Origin of the sequence: Mesorhizobium sp. M7A.F.Ca.US.005.03.1.1 (assembly GCF_003997975.1) — a bacterium.
GTDB lineage: Bacteria > Pseudomonadota > Alphaproteobacteria > Rhizobiales > Rhizobiaceae > Mesorhizobium > Mesorhizobium ciceri.
In genome coordinates, this window is sequence record NZ_RZRO01000024.1 from 1 (window position 1) to 19475 (window position 19475).

A 19475-nucleotide genomic window follows, 5' to 3' on the forward strand; every position below is an offset into this window, starting at 1 on the left:
CTACACGCTCGACATCCAGAAGGGTTTTGAGGAGAAGATGAAGGCATTTCCGGACGTCAAGATCATCTCGCTTCCGGCCATGCAATGGGAAGCCAGCAATGCCGGCACAATCGTTGCCGACCAGATGCTGGCCAACCCCGACATCGACCTGATCTTCAGCCATGCCGCGCACCTATCGGTCGCCGCCGTCGCCTCGCTCGAGGCGGCCGGCAAGAAGCCGGGCGACGTCATGCTGATGAGCTCGAACGGCGCTCCGGTCGGCCTCGACCTGATCCGCAAGGGCTGGCTCAACGCCGAAATCGAGCAGCCGCTTTACGCGCAGGCCGCGGCTGTCGCCATGTTCATGGACAAGATCGTCAAGAAGCAGGAAATCAAGCCCGGCGAATACGACGTGCTCGGCCTGAAATCGACCGTGACCAAGGAATCCTGGGGTCCGAACATCAAGATCCCCGGTGCCGCGATCACCAAGGAAAACGTCGATAATCCGGCCTTCTGGGGCAACCAGAAGCCGCCGACGGACACCGTCAAGTCGGTCGAATAGTCATCTGAAGCGCTCCGGGCCGTAGCGGCCCGGAGCCTGCCTTTTCACAACGCCGCGTCCGAAAGGATGCCGTGGCGAATTTGAATCCGCGCCTGAACCCGACGGAATCGAGTTGATTTCGCGGGGGCGCCAACCGGATCAGCCCATGAACCCGCGCACACGCAAAGCCCTGGAGTTCGTACTCGACAACCTCGTCTGGTTCATGCTGCTGTTCGTGCTGGTGGTCTTCTCCATCTTCGTCCCGAACTACTTTCAGCTCGGTATCTTCGCCAACATCATCGAGGCTTCGAGCGTGCTCGGCGTCATGTCGATCGGCCTGGCGCTGGTGATCATCGCCGGTCACATGGATCTGTCGGTCGAATCCGTCGCAGCGCTCAGCGCCATGGCGGTCGGCATCCTGTTTTGCTCGTCGGGCATCGGCATGGGCGTGCAGCTGCATCCCGAGTGGCTGATGGTTCCGGTTTCGCTGCTGCTGGCGCTGGCAGTCGGGGGTCTCATCGGCGCCTTCAACGGCTATCTGGTGGTCAAGGTGAAGATGAGCGCCTTCATCATCACGCTGGCGTCCTACATCTGGGTGCGCGGCCTCGTGTTGGTCGTGTCGGGCGGCCGCTCGGCGCAGGACCTGGCGCCGGCCATCCGCTGGTTCGGCATTCAGCGCCTTGTCGGCCTGCCGCTCACCGCCTGGATCGCGGTTGGCTGTTTCGTGGTCTTTTCGCTGATCATGGCCAAGACGCCGTTCGGCCGGCATCTGGTGATGATCGGCGGCAACGAGACGGCGACCTTCCGCGCCGGCATCCGGGTGAACCGCAATCTCATCATCGCCTTCGTGCTCGCCGGCGCCATCGCCGGCCTCGCTGGCTGGCTGCTGGCGATCCGCACGTCGGGCGCCACCGCCAATCTCGGCGTCGGCTTGCTGTTCAACGCCTTCGCCGCGGTCGTCATCGGCGGCGTCAGCCTCAAAGGCGGCGTCGGCACCCTCCCCGGCGTCTATGCCGGCGTGCTTTTGCTCTCGGCCATCAACACGGCGATCAATTTGATGGGCCTGCCGGCCAATTTCACCCAGGTGATTCATGGCCTGCTGGTGCTGGCCGCGGTGCTGCTCGACGCCTTCAAGCAAACCATTCGCCAAAGACTCGCATGACAGGACGGCTCGCATGACAGGACGGCTAAAAGACAAGGTGGCGCTCATCGTCGGCGCCGCCCGCGGCATCGGCAAGGGCATTGCGCTCCGCTTTGCCGAAGAGGGAGCGCGGCTGGTGCTCGCCGACACCGAAGTCGAAGCCGGGCAAGCGACCGCTGGCGAGTTGGGCGTCCCCTTCATCCGCACCGACATCTCGCAAATGAGCGACGCCGAGGCCGCCGTGGCGCTGGCGCTGAAGCAGCATGGCCGTCTCGACATCATCGTGCAGAATGCCGGCATCTATCCCTGGCAGCTGATCGAGAACACCAGCGCCGACGACTGGGACCGCGTCATGGCGGTCAATCTGCGCGGCACCTTCAATGCCAGCCGCGCGGCCCTGGTGCCGATGAAGGCGCAACGCTTCGGCCGCATGCTCTACACCTCCTCCATCACCGGTCCGCATGTCACCAGCCCGGGCCATGGCCACTATTCGGCCAGCAAGGCCGGCATCAACGGCTTCATCCGCGCCGCGGCACTGGAATTCTCCGGCTACGGCATCACCGTCAACGGCGTCGAGCCCGGCAACATCCTGACCGAAGCGATCGAGCTGCATCGCGGCGAGGCGTTCATCAAGAACATGGAGGATTCCATCCCGCTTGGCCGCCTCGGCAGCCCGCGCGACGTCGCCAATGCCTTCCTGTTCCTCGCCTCGGACGATGCCAGTTACATCACCGGCACGACCATCGTCGTCGATGGTGGGCAGTTGCTGCCCGAAGGCAGCGATTTCCGGCTCGTTCCGCCATGATCATCGATTTCGGCGATGGCTTCTTCCTGCGCCAGGCGACCGAGGCCGACCATCCAGCACTTGCCATGATCTGCCTCAAGACCGGTGATGCCGGCCAGGATGCAACCGGTCGCGAAGACGCTCCGGATCTGTTGGGCCAAATCTACACCATCCCCTACCAGGTGCTGGAGCCCGACCTCGCTTTCATCGTCGATGGGCCAACGGGCGCCGCGGGCTATCTGCTGGGTGCAAAAGACACAAAGGCTTTCAATGCAGGCCTGGCAGCAAGGTGGTATCCGCGCCTTCGCGCGCAGGTGACCGATCCCGGACCCGACCGCACGCGCTGGAGCGGCAGCGACTGGGCTCGCCACCAGATCCATCATCGCGACTTCACCATTCCGCCGGCCCTGGCTGCCTACCCTTCGCACGGTCATATCGACCTGTTGCCGCAAGCGCGTGGAAAAGGCATCGGCCGGCGGGCGATGGCTTTTCTCGAGCAAAGGCTCGCCGCGCTCGGATCACGCGGGCTTTGCCTCGAAGTGATGCCGGACAATCACAACGCGCTGCGCTTCTACAGGGCCATCGGATTCGCAGTGTTGCGGGAGCCGGGATTGCCCGACCACAGCATCTATGTCGCCAAACGGCTGACAACCGCACCGGAGATCGTGTGAATGGTGGGCGATGACGGGCTCGAACCGCCGACATCTTCGGTGTAAACGAAGCGCTCTACCAACTGAGCTAATCGCCCGCTCCGGGCCGGACCTTTAAGCGGTCAGGGTCCGCTTCGCAAGGCCAAATGAGCGCAGGACGCCCTGGTTGGATGCCGGTTTTGCCAACAAAACGCCGGCTGTCAAAAAACCTTCTCCTGTTTGCTGTTATGATGGTTTGGTGCGCTTGACACCCGGTGGCGAACCCCTTATCCAGCGCCCCAACGACGAACACGGCTGACACGTGTTCGCCATGCGCGGGTGTAGCTCAGTTGGTTAGAGTGCCGGCCTGTCACGCCGGAGGTCGCGGGTTCGAGCCCCGTCACTCGCGCCATTTCTCTCAAGGGTATCAAGCCCTTGGCTTTGGAGAAATGTCGACATTGATTGTCAAAAATGTTGTCTTGCAAGAGACCTGAGGTCCAAGAGACCTGAGGTCACTCAGGTCCGTTCGGCCCATGCAGACGTCTTGCCGCGCAAGATCATCCTCTCGCCAGCAGCGCCTCGACCTCCTGCAGCGTCGGCATGGATGGCGCAGTCCCTGGCCGGGTCACCGAGATTCCGGCGACGGCGCAAGCGAAGCGCACCGCCTGCAGCGGCTCCACGCCCCTCGAAAGTGCAGCGGCAAGCCCGCCATTGAAAGCATCGCCTGCCCCCGTGGTTTCGACCACCGGGCCGGCGCTGACGGCTGGAACGTGGTCGGAGCGATCTTTCGAGTGCAAAAGCGCGCCCTTGTCGCCGAGCGTGACGATGACTGTGCCGACCCCCTTTTTGAGCAGACTGTCGGCGGCGGCTCGCGCCTCGTCGACCGAGGACACCTTCATCCCGGTCAGTTCCTCCGTCTCGGTCTCGTTGGGCGTGAGGTAGTCGCAGAGCGTGTAGATGCGGTCGGGAAGCTTTGCCGCAGGGGCTGGGTTGAGGATCGTCGTCACCCCTGCCCCACGCGCGATCTCCAACGCCCGCATGGCTGCTTCGATCGGCTGTTCGAGCTGCGTGACAAAGACACCGGCATTGCTGATCAATGCGGCATTGGCTTCGATATCGGCTGGAGAGATCAGCATGGCAGCACCGGGGCTGACGATGATGGCGTTGTTGCCGGTCGTCTCCTCGACGAAGATGTAGGCCGCGCCGGTGTAGCTTTCCGGCGTATCGATGACGGCATCCTTGACGCCCGCCTGCGCCCAGGTCTGCCTGGCCATGTCGGCGAAGGGATCGACGCCGAGGCGGGTGAGGAAGGTGACGTCGGCGCCGAGCTTGCCGGCGGCCACCGCCTGGTTCGAGCCCTTGCCGCCGGGACCCAGCGCGAAGGATGTGCCGAGGATCGTTTCGCCCATGCGCGGCTGCCGCTGCGCCCTGTAGGCGGTGTCGGCGACGAACACACCCAATATGACGACCGGCTTGCCCGAAGCCATGCCGCTACTCCGCATCCGGCGGCACGACGCCCTTGCGGAAGGCGAAGCAGCCATAGAAGCGGCGTTCGCCGGTCTGGATGACACAATAGGCTTGTTTGGCGCGCTCGTAGAAGGCGTAGCGCTCGACCGCGATCATCGGCCACGACTTGCCCTCGGCCTTATCGACTTCCTTCTGCACTTCCTTCTGCACTTCAGGAATCTCGTCCGGCTTGCCGACGATTTCCATGCGCGCGGCCGAATCGTCGACGAAGGTGTCGAGCGGGTAGAGCGACAGCACCGCCTTGACCACTTGCGCGGCCGAGGCATCGATGCGCAGCACGCGGCCGAGCGCCGTCTGGCGCGCCACCGAATCGGACGGAAAATTGGTGTCGGCGATGATCAGATCATCGCCATGCCCCATTGCCCGCAATGCCTGCAGCACGTCGGCATTGAGCAGCGGGTTGATGCCTTTGAGCATGGTATTCCTCGTGAGTTGAGATCAGAGACGCTTGCCGGTCTCTGCGTCGAAAAGATGGATCTGGTCGAGCCTTGGCTTCAGCTTCAGCGTATCGCCCGGCTTGAAGTCGTGGCGCTCGCGAAACAGCGCCACCATCTCGCCTTCGCCGAAGCGCAGGAACACCAGCGTTTCCGAGCCGGTCGGCTCGACCACCGAAATCTTCGCCGGCACCCCGTCGGGATGGATCTCGAGGTGCTCCGGTCGGACGCCATAGACGACCGCTTGACCGTCCTGCGCGGCATTGCCCGATCCGATCGGGAACAGCGTGCCTGCGATGTCGACCCCTGGCTTGTCGCCCTTGCGCATGGTGCCCTTGAGCAGGTTCATCGAAGGCGAGCCGATGAAGCCGGCGACAAACAGGTTGGCCGGGCGGTCGAACAGTTCCAGCGGCGCGCCGACCTGCTCGATGCGGCCGTCGCGCATGACGACGATCTTGTCGGCCATGGTCATGGCTTCGATCTGGTCGTGGGTGACGTAGATGGTGGTGGTCTTCAGCCTCTGGTGCAGTTCCTTGATCTCGGTGCGCATCTGCACGCGCAGCTTGGCGTCGAGATTGGACAGCGGCTCGTCGAACAGGAACACCTGCGGATTGCGCACGATGGCGCGGCCCATGGCCACGCGCTGGCGCTGGCCGCCGGAAAGCTGGCGGGGATAGCGCTTCAGATAGGGATTGAGGTCGAGGATGTCGGCGGCGCGCTTGACCCGCTCGGCGACCACGGCCGGATCGGTTTTCCTGAGCTTGAGCGCGAAGGCCATGTTCTGCTCGACCGTCTTATGCGGATAGAGCGCATAGTTCTGGAACACCATGGCGATGTCGCGCTTGGCCGGCGGCAGATGATTGACGACGCGGTCGCCGATGGCGATCGTGCCGGCGGAGACGGTCTCCAGCCCGGCCACCATCCTGAGCAGCGTGGACTTGCCGCAACCCGAGGGGCCAACCAGCACCACGAACTGTCCGTCCGATATATCGACGCTGACTTCGTGCAGAACCTTGACCGTTCCAAAGGCCTTGGCCACCTTGCTGATCGCGACTTGCGCCATGTCTCCCCCATCGGCTCCATTAGCCGTAGGCGCAGAAGCTAACCAACGCGACCTGCCAGGGCAAGTCGGTCCCTTATAGATAAAAACCAGCTCTCGTTGACACGGCGTTGGGTTGTGAGAATAGTGGCAGGCGCTGGTCAAAAATGTCGGTGCCCGATCCGCAATCGGAACCTCAATCGACGCAGGGTGGGGTCCTGCCTAATTCGTTTCCGAAACGGGAGCATCGTTGGCGCTCCGGCGTCCGACAGTTGGCCGATTTATTCACACTGATGTTCTGGGAGGAATAGGCGATGAGAACGGGTCTTTACGACAAACTGGTTCGAGCCGGCGCCACAAGGCGCGACATATTGAAGGGTGCGGCAAGCATGGCCGCGATCGCAGCCGCATCCGGCGCCGGACTTGGCGCCTTGACGCGCCCGGCCTCCGCGGCAAGCGAATTGCGCACAAAAATCCTGCAGATCCCCGGCGTCGGCAAAGGCCAGCCGACGGACGCCGATTTCCAGAAGGTCGGTGAACTCTGCCTCGAAGCCACCAAGGCCAATGTCAAGGAAGGCGAATTCGCCGGCGTCGAGCTGACCTTCATGGGTCTCAACAACCAGAACCTGCACAATGTGCTGTTCCGCGGCTTCCTGAAGCCATGGGAGACCTATACCGGCGCCAAGATCAACTGGATCGACCTGGCGCAGGCCGACTACAACGCCCGCCTGCAGCAGTCGATCGCGACCGGGACCGTCGACTTCGACATCATCGAAATGGGCGCGCCGTTCGAAGGCGATGTCTGCGGCAAGGGCCTGACGTCGGAAATGCCCGACTGGGTCAAGACCCAGATCGATTTCGACGATCTGGTCAGCTATCTGAAGCCGCCGGTCGGCACCTGGGACGGCAAGCAATACCGCGTGACCGTCGACGGCGACGCGCACAACTTCAACTACCGCACCGACGTGTTCGCCGATGCCGACCTCGCCAAGGCCTGGAAGGACGGCGGCGGCGAAGGTGAATGGGGCGTGCCGAAGACCTGGCAGCAGGTTCAGGCGGTGACCAAGTTCCTGAAGGGCAAGAAGCTCAAGGACCAGGACGTCTATGGCTATCTCGACGCGCCGAAGCCCTGGGGCGGCTTCGGCTTCTATTTCCTTGGCAGCCGCGCCACCGCCTATGCCAAGCACCCCGACGACAAGGCCTGGCTGTTCGACGCCGACACGATGAAGCCGCGCGTCAACAATCCGGCCTGGGTGCGCGCAATCCAGGACGTCATCGACGCGCTGCCCTCCGAACCCGCCGACCAGATCAACGCCGATCCGAACACGACCGCCTTCCAGCAGTTCCTGGCCGGCACCGGCTCGATGGTCACCTGGTGGGGCGACGTCGGCTCCAACGTCAAGACCAACGACTCTTCCGTCGTCGGCGACGTCACCGGCTTCTCGATCCTGCCGGGCTCGGACGATGTCTACAATGCGAAGACCGGCGCCTGGGACAAGCTCGCCAGCGGCCCGAACTATGCGCCCAACTGCGCCTATCTCGGTTGGGGCGTCTATGTCATGGCCCGCGTCGATGCCGACGAAAAGAAGAAGAAGGCGGCATGGTCCGCTGCAGCCCATCTCGGCGGCAAGGACCTGTCGATCTGGACGGCGATGTATCCGTCGGGCTTCCAGCCTTACCGCAACTCGCATTTCGACATTCCCGAATGGGTGGCGGCCGGCTACGACGAGGCCTTCATCACCTCCTACCTCAAATCGGAATCCGACAGCTACAACCATCCGAACGCGGCGATCGAGCCACGCATCCCCGGCATCTTCCAGTACTACAGCGCCGCCGAGGACATCCTGGCCAACACTTTCGCGGGCAAGATGAAGGCGCAGGAAGGCGCCGACGCCATCGCGGCGGCATGGGAGAAGCTGACCGACCAGATCGGCCGCGACAACCAGATCAAGCTCTACAAAGCTTCGCTCGGCATGTAGGCTGGCCTATGAACCGTGGTCCGGCGGCAACGCCGGACCACTTTAGACAGGCTCCGGCTCCTCGAGAGCCTTCAAACGGGCGAGATTTGTGGCTGACCAGACATCGACCGCGAACCCGTGGCCGGCAGATGCCGGCACTTCCGATCTGATCTCTCCAGGCCGTAAACGCCTTGGCTGGGCGCTGATGGCCGCTGCGACGCTTGGCCTGCTGGCGACGATCGTGCTGGAGATCCTCTACAAGGGTAGCCCCGATACGATCGGCTTCGAGACCTGGCGCCCCGTCGTCTATGCCTATGTTCTGTGGGGCGTGGCGATCGGTGTCGGCCAGGTGCTGACGCGCGGCGAAGACGGCCAGCGTGCCCTGTTCCTGCTGCCGGCGCTGCTGTTCACCATCGCCATGGTGATCTTCCCGACGCTGTTCGGTTTCTACATCGCGCTCACCGACTGGAACCTCAGTTCCTTCAGCGGCCGCCGGTTCAACGGGCTCGACAATTTCTGGCAGATGCTGGGCGATCCCTACTACCGCAACGCGCTGTTCAACATGGTGCTCTACGTGCTGGCGGTGGCGGTCGAATATGTCATTGCCTTCGGCTTGGCGCTGCTCCTCAATGCCCAGATCCGGGCGCGAAAATTCTTCCGCGTCGTCTTCCTGATGCCGCTGATGCTGTCGCCGGTCGCGGTGTCGTGGATGATCGGCAAATCGCTGATGGAATACAGGTTCGGACCGGCCGCAACGCTGGCGCGCCATCTCGGTTGGGAAAATCCCGCCTTCTTCTCCGATCCGATCATCGCGCGCATATCGATCATGATACTGGATGCCTGGACCTTCATTCCGTTCATGATGATCATGCTGCTGGCCGGGCTGCAGGCGATGTCGCGCGAGGTGCTCGAAGCCGCACGCGTCGACGGCGCCAATGCGTGGCAGACCTTCTGGCAGGTCACCTTCCCGCTGATGCTGCCGGTGTCGGTGACGGCGGTGGTCCTGCGCATCATCTTCAAGCTGAAGCTTGCCGACATCATCATCACCGTGACGTCCGGCGGCCCCGGCGGCGCCACCGATTCCGTGTCGAGCTTCATCTACCGCGAATACCGCGACCGCTCGAATGTCGGCTACGGAACCATGCTGGCGATGGCCTATCTGGTGATCATCGTCGTGTTCGTCACGTGGTTGTTGAAATTTGCCAACCGTTTTGTCCGCAATGTCAATTAAAGCAAGATGGGGGTGAATTGAGCCCGATGAGCGTTCAGACCACCGAATATGTCGCCTCGGAGATCCGCTCGCCGGCGAGCTTCCTCGCCAGCCGCGTCTTCATCTATGGCGCGCTGGCCTTCTGGGCGTTCATCTGCCTGTTCCCGATCTATTGGACGATCACGACCTCGTTCAAGACCGCAGTCGACGTCACGCAAGGCCATCTCATCCCCTTCGTCGACTTCCAGCCGGACTGGAAGGGCTGGCGTTCGCTCGGCCTGTCGCCGGACTCGATCTTCCAGACCTCGACCGTGCGCGAGGAGTTCCTCAAGCGCTTTATGAATTCGGTGATCACCTCGGTCGGCGCGTCGAGCCTCGCCATCATCATCGGCAGCCTCGCCGCCTACGGGCTCACCCGCTATCGCTACCATTTCGCCTGGTTCAAGAACGAGGACATCTCGTTTTTCTTCCTGTCGCAGCTGATCCTGCCGCCGGTGGTGCTGGCGCTGCCCTTCCTGGTGCTCTACCGCGAGGTCGGCCTGCTCGACACGCGCATCGGGCTGATCCTGCTCTACACGCTGATGGTGCTGCCGATCGTCATCTGGATCATGCGCGACCAGTTCAACTCGATCCCGGTCGAGCTCGAGGAAGCAGCCTTGGTCGACGGGCTGTCGATCTGGGGCGCGTTCTTCCGCATCGTCATGCCGATCGCGCTGCCGGGCATGGTCGCCGCCTTCATCCTGGCGATGGTGCTGTGCTGGAACGAGTATTTCTTCGCCGCCCTTTTGACCTCGACCGACGCCAAGACAATTCCGGTCATGGTGGCGAGCCAGACCGGCTCGCAAGGCATCAACTGGTGGTCGATGGCGGCACTAGCGACGGCGGCCATCGCGCCGCTCGCCGTCATTGGCATCGCGTTGGAGCGCTATCTGATCATGGGCATGACCGCGGGCGCGGTGAAGTAGCATGGCGCCCTCTTACCTTCTCCCCCTTGTGGGAGAAGGGAAGCCGCGCGCTAGCGTCCCAATATTGCCCGCAGGTGGTCCATGATCATGGCGACGCCCTTCTGCCCGAGCTCTGCCGAAGCATCCTTGGCGCTCGCCGTGTACCAGCCGGTATTGTCGGCGAAGTGATTGGCATCGACAGCCTCCGGGCATAGCGCCAGCATCAGCGAGGTCTCGCCAATGCCGGCATGGTCGAACGGGTACTTGCCGTTCATGTCAGCCGACATCAGCGGATGCACCTGCACCCAGTTGAAGAAATTTTCACCCGCCGCGTGTCCTGAATAATAGTCCGCCATCGCCTGCGACCCCCACCAGCCCTCGCCGCGCTCCTTTTCGAGGAAGCGGAAGATCGCCTGTCGGCCGGCGGCCTTGAACGCCAGATCGGTCGGCATGCCGGCGACAAAGTTCTCGGTCTGGTGGTGGATAATGGCGTGGATGTTGCGGAAGCCGATGCGCAGCAGGCTGTAGAACAGTTCCTCGCCGAACGGCGCCAGCGCATTGCCGCCGACCTGCACCGAGCCGCTGCCTTCCGGCGGCGCCACCGCATAGCTTGCCGCACCGTAGTAGAAGGGCGGCAGGATGACGACGTCCTTCTCCTTTTCGAACAGCTCCAGCGTCTTGATGACGGCCAGCGTGTCCATGCCGACGGCCATGTGCTCGCCATGGTATTCCAGCACGCCGAGCGGCAGAGCGACCGGCCAATTCTCGGCGATCGCCCTGCGGATCTGGTGTGGCAGCATCAGTTCATAGCGCATGATCTATTCCATGTTGGTGTGGCGGGCGCGCATGGCTTCGGGCGACGCGCCGGTCAATTCCCTAAGCTTCAGCACCATCACCTCAAACAGCAGGAACAGCGCGCCTTCGAACACCGAGCCCATCGGCAGGACCGATGTTTTTTGCGCCCCCTGATCGTTGGCCATGGTCTGCGCGGGAATGAGCAGCGTGAAGTCGGCAAGCCTTGCCGCGCTGCCTTCGGCCTGGGCGGTCAGCAGGAGATTGGTTGCACCTGCTTGGCGCGCGACCTGCATCAGGGTCAGCACGGTCGAGGTTTCTCCCGGCCCGGAACTGACCAGGAAGACATCGCCCTGCCCCAGCGGCGGCGTGTTCATGTCGCCGACCACGGAAACCGGCAGGCCCAAATGGTAGAGCCGCATGGCAAAACCCTTGAACTGCAAGGCCTCGCGGCCGCAGCCATAGACGACGATCTGTCGCGCGCCGGCCAGCGTTTTGCAGGCGGCGTTGATCCGGCTTTCGTCGATGCGTGCCAGCACGCCACCCAGCTCCTCAAGTGAGGTCTCGAACAGGCTTTTGCTCTTGTCGCTCACCGCAAACCCGCCATTGAAAAATCACCCTGGTATTTGCCGCTCTTGCTGCCACGAACAGCTTGATTTCGTTATGCTAGCAACCGTGAAAATGCGTGTCCAACGCGCAGCTATGCTTTTGCCTGATCACAGGCGTGATAGTGTCATGTCAGACAAATCAAGCGAGGCAAACGGCAGGATATGAAGACACGGCATTTCGACCGCATCGGCAATGGCGGCATCAGTTTCACCGAGCTCGGCTTCGGCGCGGCGCCGCTCGGCAATCTCTACCGTGCCGTCTCCGACGAGGACGCCAACGCCACGCTGGAGGCCGCCTGGGCGACCGGCTGCCGCTACTACGACACCGCGCCGCTCTATGGGCTCGGCCTCTCGGAAACGCGGCTCAACCCGTTCCTGCGCGGCAAGAAGCGCGACGACTATGTGCTGTCGAGCAAGGTCGGCCGCATCATGCGTGCCTGCCCGCCCGAAGAGCGCACCGGCATCGGCAAGTTCTTCGACACGCCATCACGCCGCGAGGTGTACGACTACAGCTATGACGGTGTCATGCGCTCGTTCGAAGCCTCGCTTGAGCGCCTCGGCGTCGACCGGATCGACATCCTCTTCGTGCACGATGTCGACATCTTCACGCATGGCAGCAAGGAAGCCTCCGACCGGCGCATCGAGGAGTTCATGCGCTCGGGCTATTACGGCCTGCTGTCGCTGCGCGACCAGGGCGTGATCAAGGCGTTCGGCGGCGGCATCAATGAGTGGCAGGTCGCGCAGACGCTGGCTGAGCGCGGCGACTTCGACCTGTTCCTGCTGGCGGGGCGCTATACGCTCTTGGAACAGGAGGCGCTGACGTCCTTCCTGCCGCTCTGCCAGGCACGCGGCATCGGCATCGTTCTCGGCGGACCCTACAACTCCGGCATCCTCGCAACAGGGCCGAAGCCCGGATCCTACTACAACTACTCCGAAGCGCCGAAGGACATACTCGACCGGGTCGCCGGGATCGAGAACGTCTGCAAGCGTCATGGTGTCAGGCTGATCGAGGCCGCCCTGCAATTCCCGCTGCTGCATCCTTCAGTCGTTTCGGTGATCCCCGGTGGCCAACGGCCGAGCGAAGTCGAGAGCAATCGCTCGCTGCTCGATGCGAAACTGCCCGCAGCACTTTGGGCGGACCTCAAGGAGGAAGGTCTTATGCGCACTGATGCGCCGACCGCATAAGCCGGCCGCGTCGCGTCAGCGTCGGGCACCAAAATGAAAAGCCGGGCAAGCCCGGCTTTTCTGGTCGCATGAACCGGCGTAGGGCACCAAAATGAAAAGCCGGGCAAGCCCGGCTTTTCTGGTCGCATGAACCAACGTAGGGCACCAAAATGAAAAGCCGGGCAAGCCCGGCTTTTCTGGTCGCATGAACCAACGTAGGGCACCAAAATGAAAAGCCGGGCAAGCCCGGCTTTTCTGAGGTCTCTGAAAAGAAAAAACGCTTAGTTGACTGCGTCCTTGAGGCCTTTGCCGGCCGAGAACTTCGGCACGGTACGCGCCGGGATCTTCACTTCGGCGCCGGTCTGAGGATTGCGGCCGGTCGAGGCGGCACGCTTTGACACGGTGAAATTGCCAAAGCCGACAAGCCGGACATCGCCGCCCTTCTTCAGTTCGCCGGTGATCACGGAAAATACCGCATCGACCGCCGACTGCGCGTCACCCTTCGAAATGCTCGCGGCGTCGGCGACAGCGGACACCAGTTCGTTCTTGTTCATAAAAATTCCCTTCCATGAGAACACCGGAACTATCGACTCATCCGGCAGGAAACGGACTTTAGAAAGAAGCGCTCCCGCAACCAAGTCGAAAAGGCAGGAAAAAAGCGGAAAAAGCCCGGAATTCCGGGGTTTTTCACATGAAAAAGCCGGGCGTCAGGCCCGGCTCTCCGTTTGTGCGCTGCAACCTCGACGAAAACCAACGCATGGCCCCGAAAACCGTAGCCGGTTTGCGGCAAGGGCCATGCGCAAGTCTAAGCGTTAGAGCGTCCTTTGTGCGTCCAGATGGACGCCCGGCGCTCTAATGCGCCAGGGACTTTCCAGCGTCGTCGGCACTGTCTGTCGCAGCCGGCGGATTGACCGGCTCGACCCATTCGATCGGCTCCGGCATACGCACCAGCGCGTGGCGCAACACCTCGCCGACACGTGAGACAGGAATGATCTCCATGCCGTTCTTCACATTGTCCGGAATCTCCGCCAGATCCTTGGCATTGTCTTCCGGGATCAGCACCTTCTTGATGCCGCCGCGCAGTGCGGCGAGCAGCTTCTCCTTGAGCCCGCCGATCGGCAGGATGCGGCCGCGAAGCGTTATCTCGCCGGTCATCGCCACATCCGCCCGGACCGGAATACCCGTCAGTACCGACACAATAGCTGTCGCCATGGCAGCACCTGCAGACGGGCCGTCCTTCGGCGTGGCGCCTTCCGGCAAGTGCACGTGGATGTCGCGCTTGTCGAACAGCGGCGGCTCGATGCCGAAATCGACGGCGCGCGAGCGGACATAGGAGGCCGCCGCCGAAATCGATTCCTTCATCACGTCGCGCAAATTGCCGGTCACCGTCATGCGGCCCTTGCCGGGCATCATGACGCCTTCGACCGTCAGCAGCTCGCCGCCGACTTCCGTCCAGGCGAGTCCGGTAACGACACCGACCTGATCGTCAGCCTCGACCTGACCGAAGCGGAAGCGTTCAACACCGAGGTAATCGGCGAGGTTCGCCGCCGTGATGTTCACCGTCTTCTTCTTCGTCTTCAGGATCTCGGTCACCGCCTTGCGCCCGAGCTTCATCAGCTCGCGCTCGAGGCTTCTGACGCCCGCTTCACGGGTGTAGGTCTGGACGATGGCGCGGATCGCGTCCTCACCGACGGAAAACTCCTTCGGCTGCAGCGCGTGATCGCGGATCACCTTAGGCATCAGGTGCCGCTTGGCGATCTCGATCTTCTCGTCCTCGGTGTAGCCGGCGATACGGATGATCTCCATGCGGTCCATCAAGGGCGCCGGGATGTTCAGCGTGTTCGCCGTCGTCACGAACATGACGCTCGACAGATCGTATTCGACCTCGAGGTAGTGGTCCATGAACGTCGAATTCTGTTCCGGATCGAGGACCTCGAGCAACGCCGATGACGGATCGCCACGGAAGTCCTGGCCCATCTTGTCGATCTCGTCGAGCAGGAAGAGCGGGTTGGACTTCTTGGCCTTCTTCATCGACTGGATGACCTTGCCGGGCATCGAGCCGATATAGGTGCGCCGGTGGCCACGGATCTCGGCCTCGTCACGCACGCCGCCCAGCGCCATGCGGATGAACTCGCGTCCAGTCGCCTTGGCGATCGACTTGCCGAGCGAGGTCTTGCCGACACCGGGAGGGCCGACGAGGCACAGGATCGGCCCCTTCAGCTTCTTCTGGCGGCTTTGCACGGCGAGATACTCGACGATGCGCTCCTTGACCTTGTCGAGGCCGAAATGGTCGGTATCGAGCACGTTCTGCGCGAAAGCCAGATCCTGCTTGACCTTGGAGTTCTTGCCCCACGGGATAGACAGGATCCAGTCGAGATAGTTGCGCACGACGGTCGATTCAGCCGACATCGGCGACATCGTCCGGAGCTTCTTCAACTCGGCTTCCGCCTTTTCGCGGGCCTCCTTGGAGAGCTTGGTCTTCTTGATGCGCGCCTCGATCTCGGCGGCCTCGTCGCGGCCGTCCTCGCCTTCGCCGAGTTCCTTCTGGATCGCCTTCATCTGCTCGTTCAGGTAGTACTCGCGCTGCGTCTTCTCCATCTGGCGCTTGACACGCGAGCGGATGCGCTTCTCCACCTGCAGGACGGAGATTTCGGCTTCCATGAAGCCCATCGCCTTTTCCAGCCGCTCCTTGACCGAAAGCGTGGCCAGCATCTCCTGCTTCTCGGGGATCTTGATGGCGAGATGCGAGGCAACCGTGTCGGCGAGCTTGGAGTAGTCGTCGATCTGGCTGGCAGCACCCACCACTTCGGGCGAGATCTTCTTGTTCAGCTTGACGTAATTCTCGAAGTCGGTGACGACCGAACGCGCCAGCGCCTCAACCTCGACCTCTTCCTCTTCCGGCTCGACCAGCGCCGCGGCGCGGGCCTCGTGGAAATCGGGACGGTCAGTGAACGAGACGATTTTCGCACGCGAAGCGCCTTCGACCAGAACCTTGACGGTGCCGTCGGGCAGCTTGAGCAATTGCAGCACATTGGCGAGCGTGCCGATGTCGAAAATGGCATCGGGCTCGGGATCGTCATCGGCGGCATTCATCTGGGTGGCAAGCAGGATCTGCTTTTCCTGACCCATCACCTCTTCCAGCGCCTTGATCGACTTCTCACGCCCGACGAAGAGCGGAACGATCATATGCGGGAACACCACGATGTCGCGCAGTGGGAGAACTGCGAAGACGCCGTCGCTGGGTGCCTTGGATACTTTGGCCATTGTCCAACCTTTCATGTCGCGGCCGCTAATTGAGCCAACCGCGAATCTTATATTAACGACCGGGGATCGTTCCGCCTACCACCGTTTGTGACGGGAGTTTTACAGCACAGAAATCGGGCACCTCGGCCTTCTCCAGTTAGTTGGATGCACGACCCCCAAAGATCAAGGGGCGTGTCCAAATCCGCACTCCCAACCCGTCCGCGAGTGACACATTTGCGACGCCAGCCCGTACGCCGCGCAAAACCGCTGTGCGACAGCAAAACGGCGCCTTGCGGCGCCGTTTCAGAATTTCGCTGCGGGCTCATGTCAGGCGCTGACATTGCCCTTCTTTTCCTTCTGCTCGGAGTAGATGTAGAGCGGCCGGGCACTGCCGGTCACCACCTCCTCCGAAATCACCACTTCGCGCACGCCTTCGAGTGCGGGAAGCTCGAACATCGTGTCGAGCAGGATCGCCTCCATGATCGAACGCAGGCCGCGCGCGCCGGTCTTGCGCTCAATGGCGCGCTTGGCGATCGCCGAAAGAGCGTTCTCATGGAAGGTCAGGTCGACATTTTCCATCTCGAATAGCCGCTGATACTGCTTGACCAGCGCGTTCTTCGGCTCGGTCAGGATCTGGATCAGCGCCGGTTCGTCGAGGTCTTCCAGCGTCGCCAAGACCGGCAGACGGCCGACAAACTCAGGGATAAGACCGAACTTCAACAGGTCCTCGGGCTCGACCAGGCGGAAAACATCGCCAGTGCGGCGATCCTCCGGCGAAGCGACGACCGCGCCGAAGCCGATCGACGTCTTGCGGCCGCGATCCGAGATGATCTTGTCCAGCCCGGCGAAGGCGCCGCCGCAGATGAACAGGATGTTGGCTGTATCGACCTGCAGGAATTCCTGCTGCGGGTGCTTCCTGCCGCCCTGTGGCGGCACGGAGGCGACGGTGCCTTCCATGATCTTCAAGAGCGCCTGCTGCACGCCCTCGCCCGACACGTCGCGGGTGATCGAGGGATTGTCCGACTTGCGCGAAATCTTGTCGATTTCGTCGATGTAGACGATGCCGCGCTGGGCGCGCTCGACATTGTAGTCGGCCGACTGCAACAGCTTCAGGATGATGTTTTCGACGTCCTCGCCGACATAGCCGGCTTCGGTCAGCGTCGTCGCGTCAGCCATGGTGAACGGCACATCGATGATGCGGGCCAGCGTCTGCGCGAGCAGCGTCTTGCCGCAACCGGTCGGGCCGATCAAAAGGATGTTGGACTTCGCCAGTTCGACATCGTTGTTCTTGCCGGCATGCGCGAGGCGCTTGTAGTGATTGTGGACCGCCACCGACAGCACGCGCTTGGCGTAGGGCTGACCGATGACATAGTCGTCGAGAACCTTGAGGATCTCCTGCGGTGTCGGCACGCCTTCGCGCGACTTCACCATCGAGGTCTTGTTCTCTTCACGGATGATGTCCATGCAGAGTTCGACGCACTCGTCGCAGATGAAGACCGTCGGACCGGCGATCAGCTTGCGCACTTCGTGCTGGCTTTTGCCGCAAAACGAGCAGTAAAGCGTGTTCTTGGAATCGCCGCTGTTGTTGCCGACCTTGCTCATTTTCATGTCCTTTCATGGCCGCCCGCCGATGGTCTGGCTGAAAGGGCGCATACTCTATCTATCGCGGGAATCCGCCGCCGCCAGTGTGTCCCGGCTCCCGCAACGCATTCCGTACGAAACACAAATCAGAAAACGTGGCAATGATTCGCGACAACCCCGCATAAAGCTAAGCCGCCGAAACTCAACATAGCCTTAACGTAGGCAATCCTGTCCCCCGAGGGAACAGCCAATTGTGGCCGAAATGCCGCAAGACGCGCCAAAAGCGCGTGATGGTGCCATCCAACTGCCAACTTGCCTTTATGCCAGCGCCCCTTCGGCCGCCTCGCGCGACGAAATGACCTTGTCGATGAGGCCGAAATCCTTGGCTTCGTCGGCGGTCATGAAATGGTCGCGGTCGAGCGTTTTCTCGATCTCTTCATAGCTCTTGCCGGTGTGCTTGACGTAGACCTCGTTGAGGCGACGCTTCAGCTTGATGATATCCAGGGCATGGCGCTCGATGTCGGATGCCTGGCCCTGAAAGCCGCCGGAAGGCTGGTGAACCATGATGCGGGCGTTCGGCGTGGCAAAGCGCATGTCCTTGTGACCGGCAGTCAGGAGCAGCGAACCCATCGAAGCCGCCTGGCCGATGCAGAGCGTCGACACGGCCGGCTTGATGAACTGCATGGTGTCGTAGATCGCCATGCCCGAGGTGACGACGCCGCCCGGCGAATTGATGTAAAGGTTGATTTCCTTCTTCGGATTCTCAGCTTCGAGGAACAAAAGCTGCGCGCAGACCAGCGTCGCCATCCCGTCCTCGACCGGACCGGTGATGAAAATGATGCGCTCCTTGAGGAGGCGCGAGAAAATGTCGTAGGCCCGCTCGCCGCGATTGGTCTGTTCGACCACCATCGGAACGAGGTTCATGTAGGTTTCGACGGGGTTCTTCATCAGGTATCTCTTATCTCGCGGTGGGATTCCGGCGCCGGGAATGCCGGCAGATCGGGCAGAATCGGTTCTGGATCGTTATTCCGTAAATAGGATGCCGGCTCGTCCTTGTGCAAGGCCGACCCCTCCTAGCCATCTGGGTAAGTCGAATCAAGCTTTCTGACCAAGGATTCGCGGCGGCGGATGCTTCCGCGGGTCCGGAGCCGCATCGCCGGCCCCGCAACGTAGCAGTTTCTTAACCGCGTCACTTAACGAAATGCGCCGAAACCGCTTTTTTCCGAGACGGCTTCCTCTACAATTCAACGTTGAACTTATGCATAGAGTTCAACAGGGGGAGTGCCATGCCCGGGAAAACCGCATGCTTCACCATTGCCGGCCTGACCGTGCTCGGCACGATTTCGCAGACGGCGGCCGGCGGCCGCGCCGTCGAATGTTATGAGCCGGTCCGCAGTCCGGCCGTCTATGACACGGTCTATGAAGACGTGATGATCAGTCCGCCCGGTCAGCAGGTCGACTATATCGCCCCTATCTATGGCACGCGCGAGCGCGTCGTGATGACCGTTCCGGCGCAAGTGACCTACCAGATCGTACCGGCCGTCACCCGCACCGTCTACCGTACGGTCCGGGTCGATGGCGGCTATTCCTGGGAATGGCGCGTCATCCATGGCCGCAAGGTGCTGTGCAAGGTATGGCACAAGGCGCGCTACGAACGCGTCGCAGAGACCGTCGTGATCCAGCCCGAACGCACGCGGCGCGTCGTCATTCCCGCACAATATGACAGCATCGCCGAGGAGGTGCTGGTGCGGCCGGAACAAAGGCGCGTCATCGATGTCCCCGCCTCCTACCAGACCGTCGCGCGTCGTGTGTTGGTCCGGGAAGGCTCATCCAGTTGGCGGCGGGTGCATATTCCCAGGCATTGCCAGGATTAGCGCGCATGGCGTACCCTGCTTCGCAGC

General features: G+C 62.1%; 18 protein-coding genes and 2 tRNA genes. 10 read left to right on the forward strand and 10 right to left on the reverse strand.

Translation table 11 applies throughout. From position 1 onward, the window contains the following. The 4 genes from EN990_RS12930 to EN990_RS12945 all read left to right on the forward strand — a co-directional run. On the forward strand, positions 1-541 hold a 541-nt coding region (locus EN990_RS12930; protein ID WP_164766113.1), incomplete at its 5' end, for a substrate-binding domain-containing protein. Positions 542-686: 145 nt separating this feature from the next. Beyond that, the gene (locus tag EN990_RS12935) at positions 687-1682 is read left to right on the forward strand and encodes an ABC transporter permease (RefSeq protein WP_013532177.1); all 996 of its coding nucleotides are present in this window, start codon (positions 687-689) and stop codon (positions 1680-1682) included. Positions 1683-1695: 13 nt separating this feature from the next. Then, positions 1696-2466 (forward strand): SDR family NAD(P)-dependent oxidoreductase, encoded by a 771-nt coding sequence (locus EN990_RS12940; RefSeq protein ID WP_013532178.1) that lies wholly within the window; start codon positions 1696-1698, stop codon positions 2464-2466. Then, the gene (locus tag EN990_RS12945; protein ID WP_127368910.1) at positions 2463-3116 is read left to right on the forward strand and encodes a GNAT family N-acetyltransferase; all 654 of its coding nucleotides are present in this window, start codon (positions 2463-2465) and stop codon (positions 3114-3116) included. The genes EN990_RS12940 and EN990_RS12945 overlap by 4 nt, the downstream gene beginning before the upstream one ends. Before the next feature lies 1 nt (position 3117). Here EN990_RS12945 and EN990_RS12950 read toward each other — a convergent pair. Beyond that, positions 3118-3193 (reverse strand) — tRNA-Val (locus EN990_RS12950). A gap of 216 nt (positions 3194-3409) precedes the next feature. On the opposite strand from EN990_RS12950, the gene EN990_RS12955 reads away from it, so the two are divergent. Then, positions 3410-3486 (forward strand) — tRNA-Asp (locus EN990_RS12955). Between the two features lie 145 nt (positions 3487-3631). On the opposite strand, the gene rbsK is transcribed toward EN990_RS12955, so the two are convergent. The 3 genes from rbsK to ugpC are packed head-to-tail and all read right to left on the reverse strand — an operon-like array spanning position 3632 to position 6098. After that, on the reverse strand, positions 3632-4561 hold the full coding sequence (rbsK, locus tag EN990_RS12960) for a ribokinase (protein ID WP_063171949.1): 930 nt from the start codon (positions 4559-4561) through the stop codon (positions 3632-3634). A 4-nt stretch (positions 4562-4565) separates the two neighbouring features. Beyond that, a complete protein-coding gene (locus tag EN990_RS12965; RefSeq protein WP_064995418.1) occupies positions 4566-5018 on the reverse strand; it encodes an RbsD/FucU family protein in 453 nt (150 codons plus the stop codon). Between the two features lie 21 nt (positions 5019-5039). Then, positions 5040-6098, reverse strand: coding sequence for a sn-glycerol-3-phosphate ABC transporter ATP-binding protein UgpC (gene ugpC / locus EN990_RS12970; RefSeq protein WP_127385500.1), 1059 nt, complete (start codon positions 6096-6098; stop codon positions 5040-5042). A 290-nt stretch (positions 6099-6388) separates the two neighbouring features. Between ugpC and EN990_RS12975 the strand changes: the two genes are divergently transcribed. The 3 genes from EN990_RS12975 (at position 6389) to EN990_RS12985 (ending at position 10207) form a co-directional block, all read left to right on the forward strand. After that, complete coding sequence (locus EN990_RS12975; protein WP_013532183.1) at positions 6389-8053, forward strand: sugar ABC transporter substrate-binding protein; 1665 nt, start codon at positions 6389-6391, stop codon at positions 8051-8053. Positions 8054-8141: 88 nt separating this feature from the next. Further along, complete coding sequence (locus EN990_RS12980; protein WP_127369901.1) at positions 8142-9263, forward strand: sugar ABC transporter permease; 1122 nt, start codon at positions 8142-8144, stop codon at positions 9261-9263. 26 nt (positions 9264-9289) lie between these two features. Continuing rightward, on the forward strand, positions 9290-10207 hold the full coding sequence (locus EN990_RS12985; protein WP_013532185.1) for a carbohydrate ABC transporter permease: 918 nt from the start codon (positions 9290-9292) through the stop codon (positions 10205-10207). Between the two features lie 50 nt (positions 10208-10257). Here EN990_RS12985 and EN990_RS12990 read toward each other — a convergent pair whose 3' ends face one another. Both EN990_RS12990 and EN990_RS12995 read right to left on the reverse strand, forming a co-directional pair. Further along, complete coding sequence (locus tag EN990_RS12990) at positions 10258-11001, reverse strand: creatininase family protein (RefSeq protein WP_063167792.1); 744 nt, start codon at positions 10999-11001, stop codon at positions 10258-10260. 3 nt (positions 11002-11004) lie between these two features. Continuing rightward, on the reverse strand, positions 11005-11571 hold the full coding sequence (locus tag EN990_RS12995) for an SIS domain-containing protein (protein ID WP_127385498.1): 567 nt from the start codon (positions 11569-11571) through the stop codon (positions 11005-11007). A 177-nt stretch (positions 11572-11748) separates the two neighbouring features. Between EN990_RS12995 and EN990_RS13000 the strand changes: the two genes are divergently transcribed. Then, a complete protein-coding gene (locus EN990_RS13000) occupies positions 11749-12771 on the forward strand; it encodes an aldo/keto reductase (protein WP_127368769.1) in 1023 nt (340 codons plus the stop codon). 260 nt (positions 12772-13031) lie between these two features. Here the strand turns inward: EN990_RS13000 and EN990_RS13005 are convergent, their stop codons facing one another. The 4 genes from EN990_RS13005 to clpP form a co-directional block, all read right to left on the reverse strand. Next, positions 13032-13304 (reverse strand): HU family DNA-binding protein, encoded by a 273-nt coding sequence (locus EN990_RS13005; protein ID WP_006201846.1) that lies wholly within the window; start codon positions 13302-13304, stop codon positions 13032-13034. Positions 13305-13602: 298 nt separating this feature from the next. Further along, a complete protein-coding gene (gene lon / locus EN990_RS13010; protein WP_013532189.1) occupies positions 13603-16014 on the reverse strand; it encodes an endopeptidase La in 2412 nt (803 codons plus the stop codon). A gap of 306 nt (positions 16015-16320) precedes the next feature. Further along, on the reverse strand, positions 16321-17595 hold the full coding sequence (gene clpX / locus EN990_RS13015) for an ATP-dependent Clp protease ATP-binding subunit ClpX (RefSeq protein WP_013532190.1): 1275 nt from the start codon (positions 17593-17595) through the stop codon (positions 16321-16323). A gap of 297 nt (positions 17596-17892) precedes the next feature. Beyond that, positions 17893-18522: an ATP-dependent Clp endopeptidase proteolytic subunit ClpP gene (clpP, locus tag EN990_RS13020; protein WP_013532191.1), complete on the reverse strand. Its 630-nt coding sequence runs from the start codon at positions 18520-18522 to the stop codon at positions 17893-17895. A gap of 338 nt (positions 18523-18860) precedes the next feature. On the opposite strand from clpP, the gene EN990_RS13025 reads away from it, so the two are divergent. Then, on the forward strand, positions 18861-19448 hold the full coding sequence (locus EN990_RS13025; protein ID WP_127368767.1) for a hypothetical protein: 588 nt from the start codon (positions 18861-18863) through the stop codon (positions 19446-19448). Positions 19449-19475: the final 27 nt, after the last annotated feature.

Excerpts from the sequence above, each read along its gene's own strand:
- EN990_RS12935 (WP_013532177.1), top strand. The coding sequence starts at position 687 with ATGAACCCGCGCACACGCAAAGCCCTGGAGTTCGTACTCGACAACCTC.
- EN990_RS12940 (WP_013532178.1), top strand. The coding sequence starts at position 1,696 with ATGACAGGACGGCTAAAAGACAAGGTGGCGCTCATCGTCGGCGCCGCC.
- EN990_RS12945 (WP_127368910.1), top strand. The coding sequence starts at position 2,463 with ATGATCATCGATTTCGGCGATGGCTTCTTCCTGCGCCAGGCGACCGAG.
- rbsK (WP_063171949.1), bottom strand. The coding sequence starts at position 4,561 with ATGGCTTCGGGCAAGCCGGTCGTCATATTGGGTGTGTTCGTCGCCGAC.
- EN990_RS12965 (WP_064995418.1), bottom strand. The coding sequence starts at position 5,018 with ATGCTCAAAGGCATCAACCCGCTGCTCAATGCCGACGTGCTGCAGGCA.
- ugpC (WP_127385500.1), bottom strand. The coding sequence starts at position 6,098 with ATGGCGCAAGTCGCGATCAGCAAGGTGGCCAAGGCCTTTGGAACGGTC.
- EN990_RS12975 (WP_013532183.1), top strand. The coding sequence starts at position 6,389 with ATGAGAACGGGTCTTTACGACAAACTGGTTCGAGCCGGCGCCACAAGG.
- EN990_RS12985 (WP_013532185.1), top strand. The coding sequence starts at position 9,290 with ATGAGCGTTCAGACCACCGAATATGTCGCCTCGGAGATCCGCTCGCCG.
- EN990_RS12990 (WP_063167792.1), bottom strand. The coding sequence starts at position 11,001 with ATGCGCTATGAACTGATGCTGCCACACCAGATCCGCAGGGCGATCGCC.
- EN990_RS13000 (WP_127368769.1), top strand. The coding sequence starts at position 11,749 with ATGAAGACACGGCATTTCGACCGCATCGGCAATGGCGGCATCAGTTTC.
- EN990_RS13005 (WP_006201846.1), bottom strand. The coding sequence starts at position 13,304 with ATGAACAAGAACGAACTGGTGTCCGCTGTCGCCGACGCCGCGAGCATT.
- lon (WP_013532189.1), bottom strand. The coding sequence starts at position 16,014 with ATGGCCAAAGTATCCAAGGCACCCAGCGACGGCGTCTTCGCAGTTCTC.
- clpX (WP_013532190.1), bottom strand. The coding sequence starts at position 17,595 with ATGAGCAAGGTCGGCAACAACAGCGGCGATTCCAAGAACACGCTTTAC.
- clpP (WP_013532191.1), bottom strand. The coding sequence starts at position 18,522 with ATGAAGAACCCCGTCGAAACCTACATGAACCTCGTTCCGATGGTGGTC.
- EN990_RS13025 (WP_127368767.1), top strand. The coding sequence starts at position 18,861 with ATGCCCGGGAAAACCGCATGCTTCACCATTGCCGGCCTGACCGTGCTC.